Source organism: Corynebacterium sp. HMSC034H07 (assembly GCF_001815175.1).
In the GTDB taxonomy this organism is placed as follows: domain Bacteria; phylum Actinomycetota; class Actinomycetes; order Mycobacteriales; family Mycobacteriaceae; genus Corynebacterium; species Corynebacterium hiratae.
On sequence record NZ_KV819523.1, the window covers coordinates 203278 to 224235 of the forward strand.

A 20958-nucleotide genomic window follows, 5' to 3' on the forward strand; every position below is an offset into this window, starting at 1 on the left:
CCAAAGCCCTGGTCATCGCATAACATCTGGACCATAAGGTTCCCCTCAAAAGGTACTAATGCCTTTTGCGGGGCTCGCTGGGTAAATCCCCAGGTCATCGCATAACACTGAAGCCATAAGGTGCCTTTCAAATGGTACTAATACCCTTTGTGTCCTAGGCCAGGACCAAAAACGCCAGAAGCCCTCCCGAAGGCCACCGAAAGGTGGCGCCCGGGAGGGCAGTGGCTCTCACAGAGCCTGTAAGAGAATTACTTGGTTGCGGTGGCGGTGCCGCCAGCAGCCTCGATCTTCTCGACAGCAGACTTGGAGAACTTGTCAGCGGTGACGTTCAACTTAACGTTGATGTCGCCGTTGCCCAGAACCTTGACCGGCTGGTTCTTGCGAACCAGGCCAGCAGCGACGATGTCCGCAACGGTGACGTCGCCACCGTTAGCGAAAGCCTCTGCGAGGTCTGCAACGTTGACTACCTGGTACTCAACGTGGTTCGGGTTCTTGAAGCCCTTGAGCTTCGGCAGACGCATGTGGATCGGCATCTGGCCACCCTCGAAAGCAGCTGGTACCTGCTTACGAGCTCCGGTGCCCTTGGTACCGCGACCAGCGGTCTTACCCTTGGATGCCTCACCGCGGCCGACGCGGGTCTTGGGCTTGTTGGATCCTGCGGCCGGGCGCAGGTCGTGGAGCTTGATGATATCAGCCATAGTTTACTCCCCTGCCACTTCTTCGACGGTGACCAGGTGACGCACCTTGTGAACCATACCGCGGATGATCGGGGTGTCCTGCTTAACTACAGAGTGACCGATGCGCTTGAGACCAAGCGACTCCATGTTTGCGCGGTGGTTCGGCTTGGTGCCCACAAGGCCCTTTACCTGAGTAATCTTCAGAGCCATTGCTTATGCCTCCTGACCTGCGCGCTTGCGCAGCATCTGGGCCGGTGCGACGTCCTCGAGGGACTTGCCACGACGTGCGGCAACTTCCTCCGGACGAACCAGCTGCTTGAGGCCGTCCACGGTAGCGCGGACGACGTTGAGAGCGTTGTCGGAGCCCAGGGACTTCGACAGAATGTCCTGCACGCCAGCGCACTCAAGCACCGGACGAGCAGCACCGCCGGCGATGACACCGGTACCCGGAGCGGCCGGCTTCATCATGACGATGCCAGCTGCGTCGCGACCCTCAACCGGGTGGGTAATGGTGCCAGCAATCATCGGAACGCGGAAGAAGTTCTTGCGAGCCTCTTCTGCACCCTTCTGGATTGCGGCCGGGACTTCCTTGGCCTTGCCGTAGCCGACGCCCACCATGCCCTGGCCGTCGCCAACGACGACGAGAGCGGTGAAGGACATGTTGCGGCCACCCTTAACGGTCTTAGCGACGCGGTTGATGGTCACAACGCGCTCGATGTACTTATCGCGCTCGTTGTCCTGCTGGTTGCGGCGGTCGTTACGACGGCCGTTGTTGCGACCCTTGCGGTCGTTGTTGTTCTCGGCGGAGCGTCCGCCGTCACGCTGTTCACGGTCCGACATTAGGCGTTCCTTCCGTTGATGTTTCCGTATGCCTTAATCATTAGAACTGCAGACCACCTTCGCGAGCGGCGTCGGCCAGCGCAGCAACGCGGCCGTGGTACTTGTAGCCTGCACGGTCGAAGACGACCTGCTCGATGCCAGCAGCCTTGGCGCGCTCAGCGATGAGCTGGCCTACCTTGGCAGCCTTGGCCTTCTTATCGCCCTCGAGTGCACGCACGTCGGCTTCCATGGAGGAAGCTGCAGCCAGGGTGTGGCCGGCCAGGTCGTCGATGACCTGGACGTGCATGTGGCGGGAGGAGCGGTGAACGACCAGACGCGGTGCCTCAGGGGTGCCGCGGAGGGTCTTACGGATGCGGAAGTGGCGGCGCGCGCGTGCTTCACGACGACGCGAGGAAATGTCCTTGCCAACCGGGGTGCGCTTTGCGTTTTCAGTGTTAGCCATTGCTTACTTACCCGTCTTTCCGACCTTGCGGCGGACCTGCTCGCCGTCGTAGCGAATACCCTTGCCCTTGTAAGGATCGTCCTTACGCAGGCGGCGGATGTACGCGGCGACCTGTCCAACCAGTTGCTTGTCAATACCAGATACGGAGAGCTTGGTTGCGCCATCCACAGCGAAGGTGATGCCCTCCGGAGCCTCGATGAGGATCGGGTGGGAGTAGCCCAGAGAAAACTCCAGGTCCTTGCCCTTCTGCTGGACACGGTAACCGACACCGAAGATTTCCATCTTCTTGGTGTAGCCCTCGGTCACGCCAACAACGGCGTTGTTGACCAGGGAGCGGGATAGACCGTGCAGGGCGCGGTTCTTGCGGTCGTCATCCGGACGGGAGACCTTGATCTCATCGTCCTCGACGGCTGCGGTGATCGGCTCCGGCAGCTCAACCTCGAGGGTGCCCTTGGAACCCTTAACGTTGACAACCTGGCCGTTGATGGTGATCTCGACGCCCTTCGGGACGGCGATAGGTGCTAGACCGATACGAGACATGTGTCAATCCTCCCTTACCAGACGTAGGCGAGAACTTCTCCGCCTACACCCTTCTCCTGAGCCTGACGGTCGGTAAGCAGACCCTGAGACGTGGAAATGATGGCCACGCCCAGGCCGCCCAGAACCTGCGGCAGTTCGGTGGACTTTGCGTACACACGCAGACCCGGCTTAGACACGCGACGCAGACCCGAGAGGGAACGCTCACGGTTGTTGTACTTAAGCTCGAGGGTCAGCTCGTGGCCCTCGACGGAGTAGTCAGCGATGTAGCCTTCCTGCTTCAAGATCTCAGCGATGTTGGCCTTGATCTTGGAGGTCGGCATCGACACGACGTCGTGGTGCGCATTAGATGCGTTGCGCACGCGCGACAGCATGTCGGCAATAGGATCAGTCATAGTCATATGAGTGACCTGTAACCTTTCTCGTTGCGGTTCCCGTAAAAGCTCACCAAAGCGTTTTCCGTGTGATTTCGGGCTACTCACGCTCCCCGCGGTCAATACCGCGAGGCGCTCGCCACCCTTTGATACAGACAACGGTCCGCTATCTACGGCGAGGGGCCTACAACAAAGTAGATATGTTCAATTCTTCCGGCTTGGCACGTTTCCGCACCTCCTGCGCTGTTTTCGCGGCGCAGGAGTGGGAAAATGCAAGTCCGTCGGCTTACTCTACCCGCTGACATGCTGTTTTCCAAAACGCGTTAGCATGGGAAGTCATGAGTGAAGAACAAGACCCCATCCGCACGGCACACCAGTGGCTTGAGGAGGCTGCCGAGCTTGTCGACGTCTCCTCGGCCGACGCCACCGCCTTGGTCAGAGAACTCCTCGATCTGACTAAGGACGTCGCGCATACCCAATCCCGGCCAGCCGCTCCCCTAACGGCCTACCTGGTGGGCCTAGCGTCTAAGGACACAGAGGAGGCCCGCGCTCACATCGCCACATTGAAGGGGGCCCTTAACCGATGAGCGGGCGCATCAACGCCACCTTTGCCGTAACCAAGGTGCGCCTCGATGAGAACGGGCAGGTCACCCAGATCGATACCCGCGGCGATACCGTCGCCGGCGAAGAGCCGCTGGAGATCCGCGTGGGCGGGCAGACGCTGACGACGACGATGCGCACGCCGGGACACGACGTCGAGCTAGCGCATGGTTTTCTTCATTCCGAAGGACACATCGAGAAGGTCAGCGATGTCCGGGAGGCCCGCTATTGCGCTGGCGCCTCGGTGGACGGGCGCAACCCCTATAATCTGCTCGATGTGGAGCTGGCTAACCCGCACGCCATCACGCTGGCTGATCTGCGCCTGACCACCACCACATCCGCCTGCGGGGTGTGCGGCACCTCCTCCATCGAGGCGCTGATGAAGCAGAGCCGCTACGAGATTCCGCGGGTGCCGGTGGATCCGGGGATCGTCGCCAAGCTGCCCGAGGCCCTCAAGCGGGAGCAGAAACAGTTCCGCAAGACCGGCGGCATTCACGCCGCTGGGGCCTTTACTCTCGACGGCGAGCCCGTCGTCGTCCGCGAGGACGTGGGCCGCCACAACGCGGCCGACAAGGTCATTGGCCACCTGCTCATGGAAGGCATGCTCCCCGCCTCCGACCTCATCCTGGTGATGAGCTCGCGTGCGAGCTTCGAGCTGGTCAACAAAGCTGCCATGGCCGGCTTCGGCATGCTCGTTGCGGTCTCCGCCGCTTCCTCCCTAGCCGTGGAAACCGCCCGGGAGACCGGCATGGCGCTGGTTGGCTTCGCGCGCGGCGACCGCTTCAACCTCTACTCGGGCGAACTTAATCGCGGTACGCTTCCGGGCCAGAGTTAAGCCAGGCATACACGCCGCCAATCAGGAAGCCGCCGCCAATAAGGTTTCCCACCCACACGATGGACCAGTTGGCCAGCACCGCACCGAGAGTAAACCCCTCAGGCAGCGGGCTCGCACAGAAGAAGGTCAAGGTCATCAGGCAGAAGTTGGCGATAACGTGCTCCAGGCCCAGGCCCACAAAGCAGGCGATGATCGGCACGATGACGAAGAACTTGGACACCACATCCTTGGCAAAGACCGCGCCGACGATAGCCATGTTGACCACGAAGTTGGCCAGCATGGCCTCCACCAGCAGTCCGCCGGGGCCCTTGATGAGCTTGCCCATCGCGAGGTTGGCAATGAGATGGTTCGGATCGATTCCGCCCAGCTTGGCGGACATTCCCATGGCCGCAGCGAACAAGGCGGCACCAACCAGGTTGAACAGCGTCGTCACCACGAGCAGCCACAGGCCCTTGCCCCAACCCACCTGCTTAGTCACGGCACCATAGACCATGTACATCATGTTGCCGGTAGCCAGCTCCGCGCCAAGAAGGACGATGGCAAAAAGGCCCAAGCCGAACAGGCAGGCAAAGACCAGCGAGCCCAGGCCTTCCACATGCTTCTCGACTCCCATCCCCATCACCGCAGCAAACGCCGTACCGATGGCGAGGTACACACCCGCCAGGGTGGAGCGCACAGCGAACCGGCCAAAGGACTCGTCGAGCAACGCAACCTTTTTCTTTACCGCGGCTGCCGAAGCATCATTCAGGGACATCATTCACCTCAGGGGAATCGTTAGTTCGCAGACGCCAGTAGTTTACTCCCCGCTTGTTCGAACCTCATAGGAAGCGATGACTCTGCCTTGCCCCTAGAACGCAATATCTCCGTCCTGACCCAAAAGGCATGCAAGCGCAAAAATCCCCGGCCTCCTTACGGAGTACCGGGGATGCTCTTCACCTATGTATTAGGCGGAAGAATTCGCTACGTTACTTGAACGGGAAGCCGAGCTCGCGCAGGAGCTTGCGGCCCTCCTCGTCGTTGGTAGCGGAGGTCACGACGGTGATGTCCATACCACGCGGGCGGTCCACCTTGTCGATGTCGATCTCGTAGAACATGGTCTGCTCGGTGAGGCCGAAGGTGTAGTTGCCGTGGCCGTCGAACTGCTGGTCGGAGAGACCGCGGAAGTCGCGAATACGCGGCAGCGCGATGGTCAGCAGGCGGTCCAGGAACTCCCACATACGGTCGCCGCGCAGGGTAACGCGTGCACCGATGGGCATGCCCTCACGGAGCTTGAAGTTAGCGATGGACTTCTTAGCGCGGCGTACCTGCGGCTTCTGGCCGGTGATAGCGGTAAGGTCCTCGAGAGCACCGTTGATCATCTTGGAGTCGCGGGCAGCGTCGCCCACACCCATGTTGACAACGACCTTGGTGACGCCCGGAATCTGCATCACATTGTCGTACTTGAACTCTTCGTTCAGAGCCTTCTTGATTTCCTCGCGGTAGCGGGTCTTCAGACGCGGAGTGTAGTTCTCGCTCATGTTAGATGTCCTTCCCGTTGCTACGTGCGATGCGGACCTTCTTGCCGTTTTCGTCGAAACGGTAGCCCACGCGGGTCGGGTTGCCCTCGGAGTCAACGATCGCAACGTTGGACACGTGGATCGGAGCTTCCTGGGTAACGATTCCGCCGGACTCGGCGCCACGCTCGGTAGCGGAGTTAGCAACGTGCTTCTTAACGCGGTTGACGCCCTCAACGAGGACCTTGTCGCGCTTCGGGTATGCCTCGATGACCTTGCCCTTCGCGCCCTTGTCCGGGCCCGAAATAACAATCACCATATCGCCCTTATGAATCTTCATAAGATTAGATCACCTCCGGTGCGAGAGAAACGATCTTCATGAAGCGCTTGTCACGAAGTTCGCGAGCAACCGGGCCGAAGATGCGGGTACCGCGCGGCTCGTTGTCACCCTTGAGAATAACTGCGGCGTTTTCATCGAATGCGATGTAGGAGCCGTCCGGACGACGGGTCTCCTTCTTGGCACGGACGATGACGGCCTTGACGACATCGCCTTCCTTTACGTTGCCACCCGGGATGGCTTCCTTGACAGTGGCGACGACAATGTCACCAATGCCAGCGAAACGTCGAACGGAGCCGCCGAGAACGCGGATGACGAGGATCTCTCGTGCACCGGAGTTGTCGGCGACGCGCAGACGCGATTCTTGCTGAATCACTATGGGTCTCCTGACCTGGATTAACGTGCGTCAAGATTTCCGTCCTTGACACACCTGGTCTACTTGCTTACGTGGCACAGGCTGTGCGACGAACTCGCTGTTCACAGCGGTCGAAGGGTCTCGGTGCGGCGATTCGGAAACGCATCGCGCTGCACCGACCGGCCATATGCAACCCATACATTCAAGCATGCTCGCCGCCGTTTCCCCAAATCGCGCGCTGCACCACTTACCCGACCTACGACACTTCTCATCCCCTCAAACCCAAATGTGCAGACCTCAAAGTGCAGAGGTGCTGCGTGGCGTCGTGAAGCGCACGCGCAGTGCTTGGCGACGACCAGCGTGTCTGCACTTCCAGGTCTGCACTTATGGAAGCGGCGGACGGGCCCCTAGGCCTTGTCCACTGAAGCACCCCTAGGCCTTGGAGGCTGATGCGGCAGTTGCAGCATCAGCCGGTTCCGGCTTCGGGTCCACCGTCAGAAGCTCATCGCCGAAGGAGATCTCCTCGCCCGTGGCATAGGCCGGGAGGACCGGACCCGTCTTCTTCGAGTTAGACACGACGACCGGCGTGGTCACCGGGTAGTCGGCGGCCTTGATGGCCTCGATATCGAACTCGCACAGCAGGTCACCAGCCTTCACCTCATCGCCCTTGGAGACGTGCGAGGTGAAGTGTTCGCCCTTCAGGTTCACGGTATCGAAGCCGATGTGCATGAGGATGTCCACGTTGTTGCCGTCGGCGTCCTTGCCGCGCACGGCATACGCGTGTTTGGAGGGGAAGGTGACGGTGACCTTGCCGTCGATCGGGGAGACAAGGCGCCCCTCGGAGGGTTCGACGGCCGCGCCAGCGCCCAGCTTGCCCGCCGCGAACATCGGATCCGAGACCGACTCCAAAGCGATAGCAGTACCAGCCAGCGGGGAGGCCACGCGATAGGCGTTCGGGTCCGCGGTGGCAGCAGGCACAGCGCCGCCGGCACCAGTGGCAGCACCGGTCTCATCCGGGTCGATGGAACCGTTCTTGGCAATCAGGTAACGGCCATAGGCAAAGGCCACGCCGAAGGAAAGGAGCAAAGAGGTAAAGGCGCAGATGAAGAACTGCGTGTAGTCCTCGGGGCGCATGGACACGAAGCCGATGAAGCCGGCGGCGCCGAGGGCGGTGGCTTTGACGTCGAAAAGCGCAATGAGCGTCGCAGCAATCGCGGACGCGCCCATACCGATGTAGAACGGCCAGCGCAGTCGCAGGTTCACACCGAAGATGGCGGGCTCGGTAATGCCGAAGAGTGCGGATACGCCCGAGGCACCAGACAGGCCCTTGAGCTTCTCAGAGCGGGTCAGGAAGTAGACCGCCAGGGCCACGCCACCCTGGGCAATGTTGGCCACGGAAGCCACCGCAAAGATGAAGGAGCCGCCCTCGTTCCACAGCATGGTCTCGATCGGCGGGAAGGACTGGTGCAGACCCGTGATGACAATCGGCGAGTAGAACAGACCAAAGATGAAGCCGCCCACCGGGCCGGCGAACGTGTAGAGGTCATTCAGGCCAGCACCGAGCATGTCGCCAGCGGTGCGCAGCACCGGACCCACCGCAATAAAGGTGATGAAGCCCGTCACCAGCAACGTCAGCAGCGGGGTAAGCAGGAAGTCCACCGTGCCCTTGAGGTGCTTGTGCAGGAACTTCTCAATCGTGGCAAGAATCCAGGCGATGACCAGAATGGGCAGGATGGAACCTTGGTAGCCGGCTTGGGCCACGTCGAGGCCGAAGATGTTCCAATAGGGCATCTCCCCTGCTTCGATGGTCGCGGCTACCTGGTAACCGTTGACCAAGTCCGGCATCACCATCGCCATAGCCATGCCGGCGCCGAGGAACTCGTTGCCGCCAAAACGCTTGGTGGCGGTAAAGCCCACCAAAATAGGCAAGAACGCAAACGGCGCGGAGGCCAAGAGGTTGATAAGCCCGGCAACATCGGCCATAGCCGGGAACATCTCAATAACGGACTGCTCACCGAAGAGGCCGTTGACGGTGAGCACGTTATTGAGCGCCATGAGCAGACCGCCACCGACCAGAATCGGGATGAGCGGCACGAAGATATCCGCGAGGACCTTCACCGCGCGGGAGAACCAGTTGCCGGAATCGGCGGCAATGTCCTTGAGCTTGTCCGTGGAGACCGCGATGTCCTGGGTGGTTATCTTGTTGAGCTGGTCGAAGACGATGTTGACATCGCCCGGGCCAACGATGACCTGGAACATACCGCCGGCCTCAAAGATGCCCTTGAGGTCCGGATCGTTTTCCAGCGCAGCCTTGTCGACCTTCTTGCTGTCTTTGAGCACCATGCGCAGGCGGGTGGCGCAGTGCGCGAGCGCCACGATGTTGTCTTCGCCGCCGATGGCTTTCAGGATTCGCTCCGCGACTTGTGAGTGATCCATGCCGCCGTGCCTCCTAGAGTGAGATGAATTATGTAGTGTCACCTTCCATTAGACACGCCACCCCACAGAAAGCCAAGCATTCGGGCACAAATATAGGAAGATTCACACCCTATCGGGCTTCCCAGCCCTTCCAGCGAGCGCCGCTGGCACCAAAAACCGCCGACGCCCCCGCAATCCGCCCATCGCCCGCAAAGACCTCCACCGCGCAGCCATCCGCGATGAGTTCCAGGGAACCAGCCGGACACGGCACGACGCGCTCATCACCGCCGCAAGCCAAGCAGAGTTCTCCCCCGCCGTAGGTGACGCGGAAGGCTTCGGCCCCGGAGTCGTCGACAAGCGCGTACGTGCCCTCGCCTGCCTGAAGCGTTGCAACCGAGTCGCTTTCCGGCAGCTCCCAGACCGGAGCCTGGCGCAGCCAGCCATCCTCCAACCACACGCGCCGCGGCAGAGTGAGCGTGTGGACCCACCCTTCTTTCACAGTCGGGGTGTCATCCTGCGCCGGCAAGCCCATCCACCCCAGCATGATGGCTTCGCCGTCCTTCTCCACCACCTGTGGCGCGTAGAACTGGTGGCCATAGTCCAGCTCACTGAAACCACGCTCCACGTGGAAGACCGTGCCATCGAGTCGGCCCACGAGGTAGCCGCACTGGTCGGAGGAAGCGTAGTGCGTGGAGCCGTCGGCAAGCACCGGCTCGAGACCTTGCGGGCAGATGACCAGGACGTCCTTGTCCTCGCCCGTAGCGCGGTCACGCAGCGTCAGAAGGTTGGGGCATTCCCACATGTAGCCGCCCGGCACGAGGTCAGGGCTCAGGCCCGGCTCGGCCTGGCTGGTATCGAACGTGAGCGCGCCTTCAAAGGACCAGTGCGCCAAGTCCGTGGAGCGGTAGAGCACCACGTGCCCCGTTTCATCCTCCGCTTGCGCGCCGAGCACCATGCGCCAGCCCGCATCATCACGGGTGATCTGGGGATCCCGGTAGTGTCCCGTGAACCCCTCCGCGGGCCCATTGATGAGTGGGTTGGCCGGGTCGTGTTCGTAGAAACCACCTGCCGGGCCTGAAGGCTCTACCGCGCGCACGCGGTTCTGCGAGGGAATCCGTACGCCATCGCGCTTGAGGTTGCCGGTATAGAACAGCCAAATATCTTGGCCGTCGACCACTGCGCCGCCCGAGTAGCAGCCGTGGGCGTCATGCTCACGGATGGGAAACAGCGCGTCCGGGTAGTGCCGCCACGGTTGCGCGGCGCTCAGCGATGCTACTGCGTGCCCCCACCCCGTTTGTTTCTTAGCGTGTGGGAAGCACGGGTCGTGCTGGTAGTAGACGTGCAGCGTATCGCCATCGAGGAAGATTCCGTTCGGGTCATTCAAGCGGCCGGAGGGCGGGGAGAGATGAAAAAGCGGACGGTAGTTCATGCCCTCGATAGTATGGGCTCTATGGACATTATGGTGTGTGGCGAAGGCCTCGTTGATCTTGTGCCGCGTGGCCGCGGGCAGCTGGCTGATCTCCAACCGGCGTTGGGTGGCGGCCCCTTCAACGTGGCGGTGGCAGCCGGGCGTTTGGGCGCTGACGTGGGTTTTCAGTCCCGTCTATCGAAGGATGCATTCGGCTGTGCGCTGGTGGAACGTCTCACCGAGGAGGGCGTGGACACCTCCCTCGTGCAGCGCGGTGATGAACCCACCACGCTGGCGGTGTGCAACATCGCCGACGACGGCTCGGCCACCTATTCCTTTTACACGGAGGGTACTGCCGACCGCTTCGTAGAGCCCGCGCTTGCCGACGTCCCCTGGGCCTGCTTCGGCACCGTCTCCCTAGCGCTGGAGCCGGGCGCCTCGCGCTATGCCGCGCTTCTCAAGGACTTGGCTGCGCGCGGGACGAAGGTGGCGCTGGACCCGAATATCCGGCCCTTCTTCGCCACTGCGGAGCACCGCGAGTTCCTGCTGAGTCTGCTTCCCCACGTCACGCTGCTGAAGCTCAGTGAAGAAGAGGTTGATTTCCTTGGGGCTGGGGCACTGGAGCAGGTACCGGTGGTGGTCACCACGCGCGGGGCGGACGGGCTGAGCGTACGCACGGCGTCGGTGTCATTGGAGGTCCCGCCGGTGAACGTCGAGGTGGCGGACACCATCGGCGCGGGCGACACGGTGATGGCTGCACTCCTGACGCTTCTGGCTGAACGGGACGGGACTGCAGCCGAGCTCAGCGCCGAAGACTGGCGCGAGATCCTGCAGTTTGCGGCGGCTGCCGCTGCGATCACGGTCTCACGCACCGGCGCCCAGCCGCCCACACGCACCGAAGTAGAGGCGCGGCTGTGAACTATCCCCTGCGCGCGGCGGTGTTGAACGCGGTTCTCCTCGTTCTCGTCGCGATATGTTTCCTCCTGCCGGTATTCTTCGGCACCTCGGCCCTGCTCCCGGTGCCCGTCGCGGCCTGGACATCGGTCATCCTTGCCGTGCTAGCGCTTATCGACGCCTCCTACCACGCCTTCTCCCCCACCCAACGCCCCACCCGCGGCCTGCGCGCGCTCACCGCCCTCGGGGCGGGCACGCTCATCGCAGGCTGGTTGGTCTGGGTTCAGATCTTTAACACCATCGACGTGACCAGCACTACGCCCTACCGCATCGGCACGTTCCTTCTCGCGGTCGGCGCGGTGCTCAGTGCGTTTTGCCTTGCCATTGCGCTCACACACCGCGGCGAGCGCTAGAGGATCTGGTCTCGGAGAAGAGCGCCGTGCAGGATCAAAAATAGCCCCCACGATAACCGTGGGGGCTATTCACGTAGAAGAGGGCTAGATTTTACTTAGCCTTCTCCACGATCTCGACGAGACGGAAGTGCTTGTCCTTGGACAGCGGGCGAGTCTCGGCGATGAGAACGCGGTCGCCGATGCCGGCGGTCTCGTTCTCGTCGTGCGCCTTAACCTTCTTGTTAGTGCGCATGATCTTGCCGTAGAGGGCGTGCTGCTTGCGGTCTTCGAGCTCGACAACGATGGTCTTATTCATCTTGTCGGAGACAACGATGCCGGTGCGGGTCTTGCGAGCGCCCTTTTCCTTCTTAGTGTTCACGTTTGCCTCACTCATGATTAAGCCTCAGCTCCCGGAGCAACGGACAGGCCCAGCTCGCGCTCGCGCAGAACGGTGTAGATGCGGGCAATGTCGCGCTTAACCGTGCCGATGCGGCGGTTGTTGGTCAGCTGGCCGGTGGCCTTCTGGAAACGAAGGTTGAAGAGCTCTTCCTTCGCATCCTTCAGGCGGTTCTCCAGCTCAGCGTTGTCGAGCTCACGGAACTCGTGGGCGGGGGTACCGGTAGCCATTAGAACTGGTCCTCCTTCTTGATGATGCGGACCTTGCACGGAAGCTTCTGGCCAGCGCGGCGCAGAGCCTCGATGGCAGTAGCCTCGTTCGGGTAGGTCATCTCGAAGAGGATGCGGCCCGGCTTAACGTTGGCAACCCACTTCTCGACGGGACCCTTACCGGAACCCATACGCACGCCGAGCGGCTTCTGGGTCAACGGACGGTCCGGGAAGATGTTGATCCACACCTTGCCACCACGCTTGACGTGGCGGTTGATGGCAATACGTGCGGCCTCAATCTGGCGGTTGGTGATGTACGCCGGCTCGAGAGCCTGGATGGCGTAGTCACCGAAGTTGATGCGGTTACCGCCCTTGGACACACCCGAGCGGGTCGGGCGGTGCTGACGACGGTACTTGACGCGCTTAGGAATCAGCATGGATTAGCCCTCCTGCTTCTGCTGTGCGCGCTGGCGACGCTGGCCACCACGACGCGGACGACCGTTGCGGTCGCCGCGGCCACGGCCCTGCGCCGGAGCGTTCAGTTCGGACTCGCGGACGCCACCGACAACGTCACCCTTGTAGATCCACACCTTGATGCCAATGCGGCCGAAGGTGGTGTGGGCCTCTGCGGTGCCGTAGTCGATCTCGGCGCGAAGGGTGTGCAGCGGAACGCGACCCTCGTGGTAGCGCTCGGTGCGGGACATCTCAGCGCCGCCCAGACGACCAGCCAGGAGGATCTTAATACCCTTAACCTGCGGCTGGCGCATAGCGGACTGGATGGCCTTGCGCATTGCGCGGCGGAAAGCCACGCGGTTCACCAGCTGCTCAGCGATGGACTGCGCAACCAGGGTTGCGTTGGCGTCGACCTGCTTGACCTCGAGAATGTTGAGGGCGACCATCTTGCCGGTGAGCTTCTCCAGCTCGCGGCGGATGCGGTCAGCCTCAGCACCGCGGCGGCCAATCACGATGCCCGGGCGGGCGGTGTGGATGTCCACGCGGACGCGGTCGCGAGTGCGCTCGATGACGACGTCGGCGATGCCGGCGCGGTCGAGGCCCTTCTCCAGGTACTCGCGGATCTTGATGTCTTCGGCTACGTAATTTGCGTAGTCCTTATCGGCGTACCAGTGGGTCTTCCAGTCGGAAGTGATGCCCAAACGTAGGCCGTGAGGATGGATCTTCTGGCCCATTACTTGGCCCCTTCCTTCTGGCTCTCGACAACCACGGTGATGTGGCTGGTGCGCTTACGAATCATGAATGCGCGGCCCTGTGCGCGCGGCTGGAAACGACGCATGGTCGGACCCTCGTTGGCGTATGCCTCGGAGATGACCAGGGTGCGCGGATCCAGACCGAAGTTGTTCTCAGCGTTGGCAGCTGCGGATGCAACAACCTTGGCAACCGGCTCAGCGGCGCCCTGCGGAGCGTACTTCAGGATTGCAAGTGCCTCGGCTACGGACTTACCGCGGACCAGGTCGATGACGCGGCGTGCCTTCATCGGGGTAACGCGGACGTAGCGAGCCGTTGCGGATGCGGAGGTGATGGTGTCACTCATCGCTTATCGACGTCCCTTCTTGTCGTCCTTAACGTGACCCTTAAAGGTCTTGGTGGGTGCGAACTCACCGAGCTTGTGACCAACCATGGAGTCCTCGACGAACACCGGGACATGCTTACGACCGTCGTGGACGGCGAAGGTGTGACCGATGAAGTCGGGCAGGATGGTGGAGCGGCGAGACCAGGTCTTGATGACCTGCTTGGTGCCGGCCTCGTTCTGAGCATCAACCTTGTTGAGGAGGTGCTCATCGACGAACGGGCCCTTCTTAAGGCTGCGTGGCATTGTTTACCTCCTCTTAGCGCTTCTTGTTCGGGCGACGACGGCGCACGATCATGTTGTTCGAGTAACGGTTCGGGTTGCGGGTGCGGCCTTCCTTGTGGCCCCACGGCGACACCGGGTGGCGACCACCCGAGGTCTTACCCTCACCACCACCGTGCGGGTGGTCGACCGGGTTCATAACGACACCGCGGACGGTCGGGCGGACGCCCTTCCAACGCATACGGCCGGCCTTGCCCCAACGGATGTTCATCTGGTCGGCGTTGCCAACCTCACCGACGGTGGCGCGGCAACGGATGTCGACGCGACGGATCTCGGAGGACGGCATACGCAGGATGGCGTACTTGCCTTCCTTACCCAGCAGCTGGATGGAGGCACCAGCGGAGCGAGCCAGCTTAGCGCCAGCGCCCGGCTTGAGCTCCACAGCGTGGATGGTGGTACCGGTCGGGATGTTGCGCAGCGGCAGGTTGTTGCCAACCTTGATATCTGCGTTCGGACCAGCCTCAACGATGGTGCCCTGCTTCAAGCCCTTCGGGGCGATGATGTAGCGCTTCTCGCCGTCTGCGTAGTGCAGGAGGGCGATGTTAGCGGTACGGTTCGGGTCGTACTCGATGTGAGCGACCTTTGCAGGGATGCCGTCCTTGTCGGTACGACGGAAGTCGATGAGACGGTAACGGCGCTTGTGGCCACCGCCGATGTGGCGGGTGGTGATGCGGCCGTAGTTGTTACGACCACCAGTCTTGCTCAGCGGGCGCAGCAGGGACTTCTCCGGGGTCGAGCGAGTGATTTCCTCGAACTCGGACACGGAGGATGCGCGGCGACCCGGAGTTGTCGGCTTGTACTTACGAATAGCCATAATTCTTCCTTTTCCTTATCGGCTCTTTAAGCCGTTCTGCTAGCTAGCAGAACCGCCGAAGACGTCGATGGAGTCGCTGCCTTCACGGAGCGTCACGTAGGCGCGCTTGGTGGACTTACGCTGACCGAAGCCGGTGCGGGTGCGCTTGCGCTTACCTGCACGGTTCACGGTGTTCACGGAAGCAACCTTCACGCCGAAGATCTGCTCGACGGCATCTTTAATCTGGGTCTTGTTGGAGTCCGTGGAGACGTAGAACGTGTAGACGTTCTGCTCCATCAGGCCGTAGGACTTCTCGGACACAACCGGTGCGATGATGACGTCGCGCGGGTTAGCGAGCTTAGCCATTACTTCTCCTCCTTAGCTTCCTCGGCGGCGCCGGTAGCGCGCTCGACGAAGGTGTGCAGAGCCTCAACGGAGAACACAACGTCGTCCGAGTAGAGAACGTCGTAGGTGTTCAGCTGGCCGGCGTCCAAGATCTGGACGTTCGGCAGGTTGTTGGCGCTGCGGCGAGCATTGATGTCCTCGCGGCCGATGACCAGAAGAACATTCTTGCGGTCGGTGAGGCGCTCGATGAAAGCCTTGGCCTGCTTGGTGGACGGGGTCTGACCCGGGACGAGCTCCTCGATGACGTGGATGCGCTCGTTACGTGCACGGTCGGACAGTGCGCCGTAGAGAGCAGCCTTGATCATGCGCTTCGGGGTGCGCTGGGAGTAGTCGCGCGGAACCGGGCCATGCACGGTGCCACCGCCGGTGTAGTGCGGAGCACGGATGGAGCCCTGACGGGCGCGGCCGGTGCCCTTCTGGCGGAACGGCTTGCGACCACCGCCGCGGACCTCGCCGCGAGTCTTGGTCTTGTGGGTACCCTGACGAGCGGCAGCGAGCTGTGCGTTGACAACCTGGTGCATCAGAGCAATGGATGCCTCGGTGTCAAAGAGCTCGGCCGGCAACTCAACGGTGCCGTTGGTCTTACCGTCAGCGGTCTGGACGTCTAGCTTGAGGTTGCTCATGCGTGTGCACCGCCCTTCACTGCGGTCTTAACGGTGACGAGGCCACCGCGCGCACCCGGGATAGCACCCTTGATGAGCAGCAGGTTGGACTCGGCATCAATCTTCTGAATCTTCAGGTTCTGGGTGGTCACGCGGTCCTGGCCCATGCGGCCAGCCATGCGCTTACCCTTGAAGACGCGGCCCGGGAACGAAGCGCCACCAATGCCACCAACGCGGCGGTGAGCAGCCTGGTTACCGTGGGCAGCGCCCTGGCCTGCGAAGCCGTGGCGCTTCATGGCGCCAGCGTAGCCGTGACCCTTGGTGGTGCCGGTGACGTCGACGAAGGACACGCCCTCGAAGATATCCACCTTGACCTCCTGGCCGACCTCGTATGCGGAGGTATCGTCCATGCGGATCTCAGCGACGTAACGGCGCGGGGTCACGCCAGCCTTCTTGAAGTGACCGGTTGCAGGCTTGTTGACCTTGCGCGGGTCCTTCTCGCCGAAGGCAATCTGGATGGCGTTGTAGCCATCGGTTTCTTTCGTACGGATCTGGGTAACCACGCACGGGCCAGCCTCGACGACGGTCACCGGCACAACGCGGTTCTCCTCGTCGAAGACCTGGGTCATGCCGAGCTTGGTGCCCAGAATTCCCTTGATCTCGTTTTCACTCATTGTTTGTTCTCCACCAAATACGTTGTGTCGATCGCTTACTGGATATTCACGTCGACGCTTGCCGGAAGGTCGATGCGCATAAGGGCGTCAACGGTCTTCGGGGTCGGGTCGAGAATGTCGATGAGGCGCTTGTGAGTGCGCATCTCGAAGTGCTCGCGAGAGTCCTTGTACTTGTGCGGAGAACGAATAACGGCGTATACGTTCTTCTCGGTTGGGAGCGGCACCGGGCCGACAACACGAGCACCCGTACGGGTAACGGTCTCGACGATCTTCTTAGCAGAAGCGTCGATGGCCTCGTGGTCGTAGGCCTTCAGCCGAATGCGGATTTTTTGTCCCGCCACGCTTATCCTCTTCCTCGCTTCCCCACTTTCACATTCCCGGCCTATCCGGGGCGTGAAGCGGTGGGAAATTGCTTCTCGATTTCTCTATAACGTTGTCCGGGCTGGAAGCCATGGCTCAACGCCAGTTGTCTGACTGTCATGACGACCACGAGAGTGACTTAAGGCAAAAGCCCAGAGTGCAGTGCTCGTGACGGGGTACAAGACCCGTAGTCAAAGTAAATAGGAAGAAGACTGGGGCGTTAGATCTCAATGATCCGCAACCAAAGTCTTATTCATATACTGCCGCTGTTTATTTGCCATGCCCCTTCTCCGGTCCATCTTCTCGGGATTGTCTCTGCTCAAGCGCGGACCTAGCCCGATCGGATGACCTTCGCGTGTAGTTCCAGAAGAACTCCACAACAAAGGTGTCATGTTCGCCTTACCAGCAACGACGCCCTACAGGCTGAAGCCTGCGGCTACGCCGCTGTGTTAAAGCAACCCCTGTATTTAAGCACGTAACCTCGCGTTTTCCAAACTCCTGCGGAAACAGTGGGTAACATCACGTTTTGGCCAAGGATTGACTCTCCGCCGCCCCGCGGACCGCGTTCGAGGTTAAGCTCGTGGCGTAGATACAGACCTACATCAACTACACAGTGAGAGGGATCCACCATGGCTGAGAACACCACCCCCAAGGACGTCGCCGAGCAGACCGCCCCGGCTAACGACGCCACCCCGGCCCCTGCCCCGGAGCGCAACAAGAACCTGGAGACCGATTTCGGCACCACCCGCATCGATGATGTCGTTGTGTCCAAGATCGCCGGCATCGCTGCCCGCGAGGTCTCCGGCGTCGCCGCGCTCGGCGGCGGTGGCGCCCGCATGATGGGCTCCATCCGTGAATCCTTCGGTGCTTCCGAGGACGTACGCCAGGGTGTTTCCGTCGAGGTGAACAACGGCACCGCCTCCATTGATATCGCTATCATCGCCGAGTACGGCGTGGCCATCCACGAGCTTGCCGAGGCTATTCGCCGCAACATCATGAATGCGGTCGAGCGCATGACCGGTCTGTCCGTCGATCGCGTCGACGTCGTCGTCCACGACGTCAAGCTGCCGCGCGAAGAAGACGAGTCCGCCGAAACGGCCCCGGCAGTTACCCAGGGCCAGGCATAACGTGACCTCTGCCGAGCTCACCCTCCCCATTGCCACGTCCATAGCGGAGGCGGTGACGGATCTGAGGGGCGTCGCCAAGCTTTCGCCCGGCCGGTTCGGGGAGGTCGCGCTGCTCTTCCCCGGTGAGCGCGTGCACGGCATCCGCCGCCCCCGCCCGCAGGATGACACGCACCTGGAGCTGCACATCGTCGTCGATGTCAGCGCTGGCGTTCCCCTCACCGAGCTTGGCGACGCCACCCGCACCACCGTCCGCGCCACCTGGCCCGCGGTGCGCCGCGTGGACGTTGTCTTCGACGACGCGGTCTAAAAGGAACCGACCCACAGAACTAAAGGAAAACCATGAAGAATTACACCTCCCTCGGCGTGATCGCCGGCTTGGTTCTGGCCTTTTTCATCTACCTCGGCGTGTGGTACGTCGCGCTCGCGGTGCTGCTCGCCGCAGTCGGTGGCGTGATTGGCGCGCATTTCGACGGCCGCATCGACCTCACTGCGGTATGGAAGGGCGTGGTCGGCCAGGATAGAGGCCGAGGCTAGTGAGCACCGCCAAACACGGCCGCACCCGCTTTTCTCTGCGCGCGATGGAGAAGGTGATTAGCTCCGCCATCGCGAGTGTGCCGGGAACCGCGGCTGTCGACGCCAAACTTGCCGGCCTGGCCGGCCGCGCCTTTCCGCGCGTGATGGCGCAGATGGATCCGGATACGCAGATGGTGGCTGTCGACGTCGATATCGCCGTCTACTGGCCCTCCCCCGTCACCGACGTTGCGGCGGCCGTTCGCACCGCGATACGAGAGGCCGTGCGTGACTTCACCGGTTTCCGGACCACCCGCGTCAACGTCACCGTGGGTGGCGCCGTGGCAGGCGAACGCACGACTGCCTTGGCGGTCGAGACACGGGCGCCGCTGCCGGCGCAGATCCCGGCGATTGTTCCGGAGCGTGTCCTCAAACCCATCACCACCGCGAACGGCGCGCCCGTGCGCCACATCGAGGTCCCACGCGAGGCTACGGTACGTGCCGTGGCGGCACCGGAGGGACCGCGGGTGCGGGGTGTTGCCGCGCCATCCGAGGTTGCGGTTCGCACGGAAGGTTTCGGCCCTTCAGAGCAGCGCTACGACGAGCTTCGGCCAATCGTTACGGCAGCGCCGCGGCCGCTGCGCGTTATTGCTGACCCCGCGCCCGTCAACGTTCGTTCGGTGGCGTCGCCCCAGGAATTCGCGTTGCGCCGCATCACTACTCCCCGCCCGGTCCAGCCGCGGCACGTGGACGTTCCACAGGCACCAGCGCTGCGCTCCCCGCACGCCGAGCCGCTCCAGCTGCGCCCGATTGAGATTCGGCCCTCGGCCCAGTTCACACGCCGGGTAGACGTCCCGCGCCCGGCGCCGCTGCGCGCCATCACGATCAACGATAGGAGGCCATTATGAGTGAGAGCTCCCTGCCCGTTGGCTTTGGTCAACGCCCGAAGGCCTCCCCGCCGGCGCGCGGCTGGACCATCATCCTGGGCGTCGTCCTGCTCGTCGCCGCCGTGGTCGTGGGGCGTGAGGCCTGGGTCGTGGGTGCCGATGAGGGCGCTGCGTCGTGGTTGCAGCCGTTCATCGATGTGATGTCCTCCCCGGAGATCCACGGGTGGATGCTGGTGGCCGGCGGTGCGGCCATCCTCATCGGACTGTTTTTGTTGTGGGCGGCGTGTGCGCCGCGGAAGAGAACGCACGTGCGGATTGGCTCCGAGGATGCGTCGATGTGGTTGCGCGCGGTGGACATTGCGCGGGTGGCGTCGGCAACGGCGCGTCGGGTGCCGGGAACCACGGCGGCGCGTAGTAGGGCGCGGATCTCTAAGGACCATGCGCGCATTACGGTGACTGCGACGGGCGATGCCGACGACGCGCAGCTTAAAGAGCGCGTAACTGAGGCAGTGACCGCGGCACTCGCGGCCATTACCCCGGCTCCGGACATCACCGTCGTGCTTGAGGATGAACAGGAGGAGATCGCTAATGTCTAAGGCGCTTGCCGGCGTGGACCGTACGATCCTTGCCATTGTGGGAGTCCTTCTCATTGCTCTGGGCGCGTGGCCGATTCTCATTCACTTCGACGTGTCTTTTGCCACCTACCTGGCAACGTGGGTTGACCACGACACATGGGCGGGCTTACCGGAGCAGGGCTGGTGGCCCTATGCGCTGGGCTTGGCGACGATTGTCTGCGCCCTAGCCGGTCTGTGGCTTGTGATCAGCAACCTGCGGCACCATCGGTTTAGCTCGGTATCTTCGGAACAATCGAATGAGGAGGGCGCGATTAAAACTGAGATGTCCGCTATTGCAGGCGCGGTGGCGGATACCCTCGCTGAGGTTGAGGGCGTGGAGAAGGTCTCGCGGCTCGTCGCCTACGACCGCTCGCGGCCGACTCTGCAGTACGAGGTCCTGGCAGATCCCGATACCCCGTTGCTGCGAATCAAGGACGCCATCGAAGTCAACGACCGGGACTTCCGTGCCGCGTTCCCTGACGTGGATGTGGATACGCGATACAAGGTCCACTTCACGAAGGTGCGCAACGCGGTCCTCTAGATACCACCTACCCTGCTCACAAAACTACTCGCGAGCAGGGTTTTTCTTCTTCCGGTTGCGGGGTCGGGAGTGCTGTTTTAGTCTCTGTGCCCATGGGGGATATCGAAACCTACCTCCGCCTCCGCAACTCGGGGATTGCGCTGGTGGAGCATATACCTGGCACACCCGATGAGCTTCGCGCGCTCGGCGCTGACCCAGCCGACGCCACCGAACTCGCAGGCCTGCACCAGGTGTACTTCGGCCCCACCCGCTACACCGGTAAGCAAAAGAAAGCACGTGCAGCAGCCCTTGCCCAACGCCACAGCCTGAGCACCCTCACACTGATTGAAACCTATGTTTCAAAAGTAAAGAAAACCCTCGACGCCTGGAACCT

General features: G+C 62.0%; 33 protein-coding genes and 1 pseudogene. 11 read left to right on the plus strand and 23 right to left on the minus strand.

Annotated elements, in window-relative coordinates; all coding sequences use genetic code 11:
* Window positions 1-248 precede the first annotated feature (248 nt).
* The 6 genes from rplO to rpsH are packed head-to-tail and all read right to left on the minus strand — an operon-like array spanning window position 249 to window position 2897.
* Entirely contained in the window at window positions 249-698 is a 450-nt protein-coding gene (rplO, locus tag HMPREF3009_RS05570) for a 50S ribosomal protein L15 (protein WP_049157326.1), read from the minus strand.
* Between the two features lie 3 nt (window positions 699-701).
* Window positions 702-887, minus strand: a complete 186-nt coding sequence (gene rpmD, locus HMPREF3009_RS05575) for a 50S ribosomal protein L30 (protein ID WP_010189565.1) — start codon at window positions 885-887, stop codon at window positions 702-704.
* Window positions 888-890: 3 nt separating this feature from the next.
* Complete coding sequence (gene rpsE, locus HMPREF3009_RS05580) at window positions 891-1517, minus strand: 30S ribosomal protein S5 (protein ID WP_046648464.1); 627 nt, start codon at window positions 1515-1517, stop codon at window positions 891-893.
* 40 nt (window positions 1518-1557) lie between these two features.
* Window positions 1558-1959, minus strand: coding sequence for a 50S ribosomal protein L18 (rplR, locus tag HMPREF3009_RS05585; protein WP_046648465.1), 402 nt, complete (start codon window positions 1957-1959; stop codon window positions 1558-1560).
* 3 nt (window positions 1960-1962) lie between these two features.
* Window positions 1963-2499 carry a 50S ribosomal protein L6 gene (gene rplF / locus HMPREF3009_RS05590; RefSeq protein ID WP_049157327.1) on the minus strand — a complete coding sequence of 179 codons (537 nt, stop codon included), beginning with the start codon at window positions 2497-2499 and terminating at the stop codon, window positions 1963-1965.
* 14 nt (window positions 2500-2513) lie between these two features.
* The gene (gene rpsH / locus HMPREF3009_RS05595) at window positions 2514-2897 is read right to left on the minus strand and encodes a 30S ribosomal protein S8 (protein WP_049157329.1); all 384 of its coding nucleotides are present in this window, start codon (window positions 2895-2897) and stop codon (window positions 2514-2516) included.
* Window positions 2898-3208: 311 nt separating this feature from the next.
* Here rpsH and HMPREF3009_RS05600 point away from each other — a divergent pair, with 311 nt between their 5' ends.
* Window positions 3209-3457 carry a DUF6457 domain-containing protein gene (locus HMPREF3009_RS05600; RefSeq protein ID WP_070680584.1) on the plus strand — a complete coding sequence of 83 codons (249 nt, stop codon included), beginning with the start codon at window positions 3209-3211 and terminating at the stop codon, window positions 3455-3457.
* The gene (fdhD, locus tag HMPREF3009_RS05605; protein WP_070680587.1) at window positions 3454-4305 is read left to right on the plus strand and encodes a formate dehydrogenase accessory sulfurtransferase FdhD; all 852 of its coding nucleotides are present in this window, start codon (window positions 3454-3456) and stop codon (window positions 4303-4305) included. The genes HMPREF3009_RS05600 and fdhD overlap by 4 nt, the downstream gene beginning before the upstream one ends.
* On the opposite strand, the gene HMPREF3009_RS05610 is transcribed toward fdhD, so the two are convergent.
* The 6 genes from HMPREF3009_RS05610 to HMPREF3009_RS05635 form a co-directional block, all read right to left on the minus strand.
* On the minus strand, window positions 4274-5059 hold the full coding sequence (locus tag HMPREF3009_RS05610; RefSeq protein WP_070511317.1) for a formate/nitrite transporter family protein: 786 nt from the start codon (window positions 5057-5059) through the stop codon (window positions 4274-4276). The genes fdhD and HMPREF3009_RS05610 overlap by 32 nt on opposite strands.
* Window positions 5060-5270: 211 nt before the next feature.
* A complete protein-coding gene (gene rplE, locus HMPREF3009_RS05615; protein ID WP_046648471.1) occupies window positions 5271-5822 on the minus strand; it encodes a 50S ribosomal protein L5 in 552 nt (183 codons plus the stop codon).
* Window position 5823: 1 nt separating this feature from the next.
* On the minus strand, window positions 5824-6138 hold the full coding sequence (rplX, locus tag HMPREF3009_RS05620) for a 50S ribosomal protein L24 (RefSeq protein WP_005527724.1): 315 nt from the start codon (window positions 6136-6138) through the stop codon (window positions 5824-5826).
* A 4-nt stretch (window positions 6139-6142) separates the two neighbouring features.
* Window positions 6143-6511 (minus strand): 50S ribosomal protein L14, encoded by a 369-nt coding sequence (gene rplN, locus HMPREF3009_RS05625; RefSeq protein ID WP_046648472.1) that lies wholly within the window; start codon window positions 6509-6511, stop codon window positions 6143-6145.
* A gap of 411 nt (window positions 6512-6922) precedes the next feature.
* Window positions 6923-8926 (minus strand): sucrose-specific PTS transporter subunit IIBC, encoded by a 2004-nt coding sequence (locus tag HMPREF3009_RS05630; RefSeq protein WP_070680590.1) that lies wholly within the window; start codon window positions 8924-8926, stop codon window positions 6923-6925.
* 109 nt (window positions 8927-9035) lie between these two features.
* The gene (locus HMPREF3009_RS05635; protein ID WP_070680592.1) at window positions 9036-10334 is read right to left on the minus strand and encodes a glycoside hydrolase family 32 protein; all 1299 of its coding nucleotides are present in this window, start codon (window positions 10332-10334) and stop codon (window positions 9036-9038) included.
* Between the two features lie 21 nt (window positions 10335-10355).
* On the opposite strand from HMPREF3009_RS05635, the gene HMPREF3009_RS05640 reads away from it, so the two are divergent.
* Both HMPREF3009_RS05640 and HMPREF3009_RS05645 read left to right on the plus strand, forming a co-directional pair.
* Window positions 10356-11231, plus strand: coding sequence for a carbohydrate kinase family protein (locus HMPREF3009_RS05640; protein WP_070680622.1), 876 nt, complete (start codon window positions 10356-10358; stop codon window positions 11229-11231).
* Complete coding sequence (locus HMPREF3009_RS05645; protein ID WP_070680595.1) at window positions 11228-11620, plus strand: hypothetical protein; 393 nt, start codon at window positions 11228-11230, stop codon at window positions 11618-11620. The genes HMPREF3009_RS05640 and HMPREF3009_RS05645 overlap by 4 nt, the downstream gene beginning before the upstream one ends.
* Window positions 11621-11711: 91 nt before the next feature.
* Here HMPREF3009_RS05645 and rpsQ read toward each other — a convergent pair whose 3' ends face one another.
* The 11 genes from rpsQ to rpsJ are packed head-to-tail and all read right to left on the minus strand — an operon-like array spanning window position 11712 to window position 16887.
* On the minus strand, window positions 11712-11993 hold the full coding sequence (gene rpsQ, locus HMPREF3009_RS05650; RefSeq protein ID WP_010189641.1) for a 30S ribosomal protein S17: 282 nt from the start codon (window positions 11991-11993) through the stop codon (window positions 11712-11714).
* Between the two features lie 2 nt (window positions 11994-11995).
* Window positions 11996-12226: a 50S ribosomal protein L29 gene (gene rpmC / locus HMPREF3009_RS05655; RefSeq protein ID WP_010189642.1), complete on the minus strand. Its 231-nt coding sequence runs from the start codon at window positions 12224-12226 to the stop codon at window positions 11996-11998.
* Entirely contained in the window at window positions 12226-12642 is a 417-nt protein-coding gene (gene rplP, locus HMPREF3009_RS05660) for a 50S ribosomal protein L16 (RefSeq protein WP_010189643.1), read from the minus strand. Before rplP ends, rpmC begins: the two co-directional genes overlap by 1 nt.
* A gap of 3 nt (window positions 12643-12645) precedes the next feature.
* The gene (rpsC, locus tag HMPREF3009_RS05665) at window positions 12646-13392 is read right to left on the minus strand and encodes a 30S ribosomal protein S3 (protein ID WP_070680598.1); all 747 of its coding nucleotides are present in this window, start codon (window positions 13390-13392) and stop codon (window positions 12646-12648) included.
* Entirely contained in the window at window positions 13392-13754 is a 363-nt protein-coding gene (rplV, locus tag HMPREF3009_RS05670; protein WP_010189645.1) for a 50S ribosomal protein L22, read from the minus strand. Before rplV ends, rpsC begins: the two co-directional genes overlap by 1 nt.
* Before the next feature lie 3 nt (window positions 13755-13757).
* Window positions 13758-14036: a 30S ribosomal protein S19 gene (rpsS, locus tag HMPREF3009_RS05675; RefSeq protein ID WP_010189646.1), complete on the minus strand. Its 279-nt coding sequence runs from the start codon at window positions 14034-14036 to the stop codon at window positions 13758-13760.
* A gap of 13 nt (window positions 14037-14049) precedes the next feature.
* Window positions 14050-14886 carry a 50S ribosomal protein L2 gene (gene rplB / locus HMPREF3009_RS05680; RefSeq protein ID WP_010189648.1) on the minus strand — a complete coding sequence of 279 codons (837 nt, stop codon included), beginning with the start codon at window positions 14884-14886 and terminating at the stop codon, window positions 14050-14052.
* Between the two features lie 39 nt (window positions 14887-14925).
* Window positions 14926-15231 carry a 50S ribosomal protein L23 gene (gene rplW / locus HMPREF3009_RS05685; RefSeq protein ID WP_042529293.1) on the minus strand — a complete coding sequence of 102 codons (306 nt, stop codon included), beginning with the start codon at window positions 15229-15231 and terminating at the stop codon, window positions 14926-14928.
* Window positions 15231-15893 (minus strand): 50S ribosomal protein L4, encoded by a 663-nt coding sequence (rplD, locus tag HMPREF3009_RS05690; protein WP_010189650.1) that lies wholly within the window; start codon window positions 15891-15893, stop codon window positions 15231-15233. Before rplD ends, rplW begins: the two co-directional genes overlap by 1 nt.
* The gene (rplC, locus tag HMPREF3009_RS05695) at window positions 15890-16546 is read right to left on the minus strand and encodes a 50S ribosomal protein L3 (RefSeq protein ID WP_010189651.1); all 657 of its coding nucleotides are present in this window, start codon (window positions 16544-16546) and stop codon (window positions 15890-15892) included. The genes rplD and rplC overlap by 4 nt, the downstream gene beginning before the upstream one ends.
* A gap of 35 nt (window positions 16547-16581) precedes the next feature.
* Window positions 16582-16887 (minus strand): 30S ribosomal protein S10, encoded by a 306-nt coding sequence (rpsJ, locus tag HMPREF3009_RS05700; RefSeq protein WP_003848085.1) that lies wholly within the window; start codon window positions 16885-16887, stop codon window positions 16582-16584.
* A 648-nt stretch (window positions 16888-17535) separates the two neighbouring features.
* On the opposite strand from rpsJ, the gene HMPREF3009_RS05705 reads away from it, so the two are divergent.
* From HMPREF3009_RS05705 to HMPREF3009_RS05735, 7 genes and pseudogenes are all read left to right on the plus strand, one after another.
* Window positions 17536-18033 (plus strand): Asp23/Gls24 family envelope stress response protein, encoded by a 498-nt coding sequence (locus tag HMPREF3009_RS05705; protein WP_046648480.1) that lies wholly within the window; start codon window positions 17536-17538, stop codon window positions 18031-18033.
* Window position 18034: 1 nt separating this feature from the next.
* Window positions 18035-18340 carry a hypothetical protein gene (locus HMPREF3009_RS05710; protein WP_070680601.1) on the plus strand — a complete coding sequence of 102 codons (306 nt, stop codon included), beginning with the start codon at window positions 18035-18037 and terminating at the stop codon, window positions 18338-18340.
* Window positions 18341-18372: 32 nt separating this feature from the next.
* Window positions 18373-18567 carry a hypothetical protein gene (locus HMPREF3009_RS05715; protein ID WP_010189668.1) on the plus strand — a complete coding sequence of 65 codons (195 nt, stop codon included), beginning with the start codon at window positions 18373-18375 and terminating at the stop codon, window positions 18565-18567.
* A complete protein-coding gene (locus HMPREF3009_RS05720) occupies window positions 18567-19451 on the plus strand; it encodes an Asp23/Gls24 family envelope stress response protein (protein WP_232760982.1) in 885 nt (294 codons plus the stop codon). Before HMPREF3009_RS05715 ends, HMPREF3009_RS05720 begins: the two co-directional genes overlap by 1 nt.
* Window positions 19448-20026 (plus strand): DUF6286 domain-containing protein, encoded by a 579-nt coding sequence (locus HMPREF3009_RS05725; protein ID WP_070680604.1) that lies wholly within the window; start codon window positions 19448-19450, stop codon window positions 20024-20026. The genes HMPREF3009_RS05720 and HMPREF3009_RS05725 overlap by 4 nt, the downstream gene beginning before the upstream one ends.
* On the plus strand, window positions 20019-20585 hold the full coding sequence (locus HMPREF3009_RS05730) for an Asp23/Gls24 family envelope stress response protein (RefSeq protein WP_070680607.1): 567 nt from the start codon (window positions 20019-20021) through the stop codon (window positions 20583-20585). The genes HMPREF3009_RS05725 and HMPREF3009_RS05730 overlap by 8 nt, the downstream gene beginning before the upstream one ends.
* A gap of 92 nt (window positions 20586-20677) precedes the next feature.
* A pseudogene (locus HMPREF3009_RS05735) lies at window positions 20678-20958 on the plus strand (HNH endonuclease); the annotation flags it as partial.

Coding starts and splice junctions, on each gene's coding strand:
- rplE (WP_046648471.1), bottom strand. CDS start 5,822: ATGAGCGAGAACTACACTCCGCGTCTGAAGACCCGCTACCGCGAGGAA.
- rplP (WP_010189643.1), bottom strand. CDS start 12,642: ATGCTGATTCCTAAGCGCGTCAAGTACCGTCGTCAGCACCGCCCGACC.
- rpsS (WP_010189646.1), bottom strand. CDS start 14,036: ATGCCACGCAGCCTTAAGAAGGGCCCGTTCGTCGATGAGCACCTCCTC.
- rpsH (WP_049157329.1), bottom strand. CDS start 2,897: ATGACTATGACTGATCCTATTGCCGACATGCTGTCGCGCGTGCGCAAC.
- rpsC (WP_070680598.1), bottom strand. CDS start 13,392: ATGGGCCAGAAGATCCATCCTCACGGCCTACGTTTGGGCATCACTTCC.
- HMPREF3009_RS05705 (WP_046648480.1), top strand. CDS start 17,536: ATGGCTGAGAACACCACCCCCAAGGACGTCGCCGAGCAGACCGCCCCG.
- rplW (WP_042529293.1), bottom strand. CDS start 15,231: ATGGCTAAGCTCGCTAACCCGCGCGACGTCATCATCGCACCGGTTGTG.
- HMPREF3009_RS05600 (WP_070680584.1), top strand. CDS start 3,209: ATGAGTGAAGAACAAGACCCCATCCGCACGGCACACCAGTGGCTTGAG.
- HMPREF3009_RS05715 (WP_010189668.1), top strand. CDS start 18,373: ATGAAGAATTACACCTCCCTCGGCGTGATCGCCGGCTTGGTTCTGGCC.
- rplD (WP_010189650.1), bottom strand. CDS start 15,893: ATGAGCAACCTCAAGCTAGACGTCCAGACCGCTGACGGTAAGACCAAC.
- HMPREF3009_RS05610 (WP_070511317.1), bottom strand. CDS start 5,059: ATGTCCCTGAATGATGCTTCGGCAGCCGCGGTAAAGAAAAAGGTTGCG.
- rplV (WP_010189645.1), bottom strand. CDS start 13,754: ATGAGTGACACCATCACCTCCGCATCCGCAACGGCTCGCTACGTCCGC.
- rplC (WP_010189651.1), bottom strand. CDS start 16,546: ATGAGTGAAAACGAGATCAAGGGAATTCTGGGCACCAAGCTCGGCATG.
- rpmD (WP_010189565.1), bottom strand. CDS start 887: ATGGCTCTGAAGATTACTCAGGTAAAGGGCCTTGTGGGCACCAAGCCG.
- HMPREF3009_RS05730 (WP_070680607.1), top strand. CDS start 20,019: ATGTCTAAGGCGCTTGCCGGCGTGGACCGTACGATCCTTGCCATTGTG.
- rplF (WP_049157327.1), bottom strand. CDS start 2,499: ATGTCTCGTATCGGTCTAGCACCTATCGCCGTCCCGAAGGGCGTCGAG.
- rplX (WP_005527724.1), bottom strand. CDS start 6,138: ATGAAGATTCATAAGGGCGATATGGTGATTGTTATTTCGGGCCCGGAC.
- HMPREF3009_RS05640 (WP_070680622.1), top strand. CDS start 10,356: ATGGACATTATGGTGTGTGGCGAAGGCCTCGTTGATCTTGTGCCGCGT.
- HMPREF3009_RS05725 (WP_070680604.1), top strand. CDS start 19,448: ATGAGTGAGAGCTCCCTGCCCGTTGGCTTTGGTCAACGCCCGAAGGCC.
- HMPREF3009_RS05635 (WP_070680592.1), bottom strand. CDS start 10,334: ATGAACTACCGTCCGCTTTTTCATCTCTCCCCGCCCTCCGGCCGCTTG.
- rplB (WP_010189648.1), bottom strand. CDS start 14,886: ATGGCTATTCGTAAGTACAAGCCGACAACTCCGGGTCGCCGCGCATCC.
- rplR (WP_046648465.1), bottom strand. CDS start 1,959: ATGGCTAACACTGAAAACGCAAAGCGCACCCCGGTTGGCAAGGACATT.
- rpmC (WP_010189642.1), bottom strand. CDS start 12,226: ATGGCTACCGGTACCCCCGCCCACGAGTTCCGTGAGCTCGACAACGCT.
- rpsE (WP_046648464.1), bottom strand. CDS start 1,517: ATGTCGGACCGTGAACAGCGTGACGGCGGACGCTCCGCCGAGAACAAC.
- fdhD (WP_070680587.1), top strand. CDS start 3,454: ATGAGCGGGCGCATCAACGCCACCTTTGCCGTAACCAAGGTGCGCCTC.
- rpsQ (WP_010189641.1), bottom strand. CDS start 11,993: ATGAGTGAGGCAAACGTGAACACTAAGAAGGAAAAGGGCGCTCGCAAG.
- rplO (WP_049157326.1), bottom strand. CDS start 698: ATGGCTGATATCATCAAGCTCCACGACCTGCGCCCGGCCGCAGGATCC.
- HMPREF3009_RS05630 (WP_070680590.1), bottom strand. CDS start 8,926: ATGGATCACTCACAAGTCGCGGAGCGAATCCTGAAAGCCATCGGCGGC.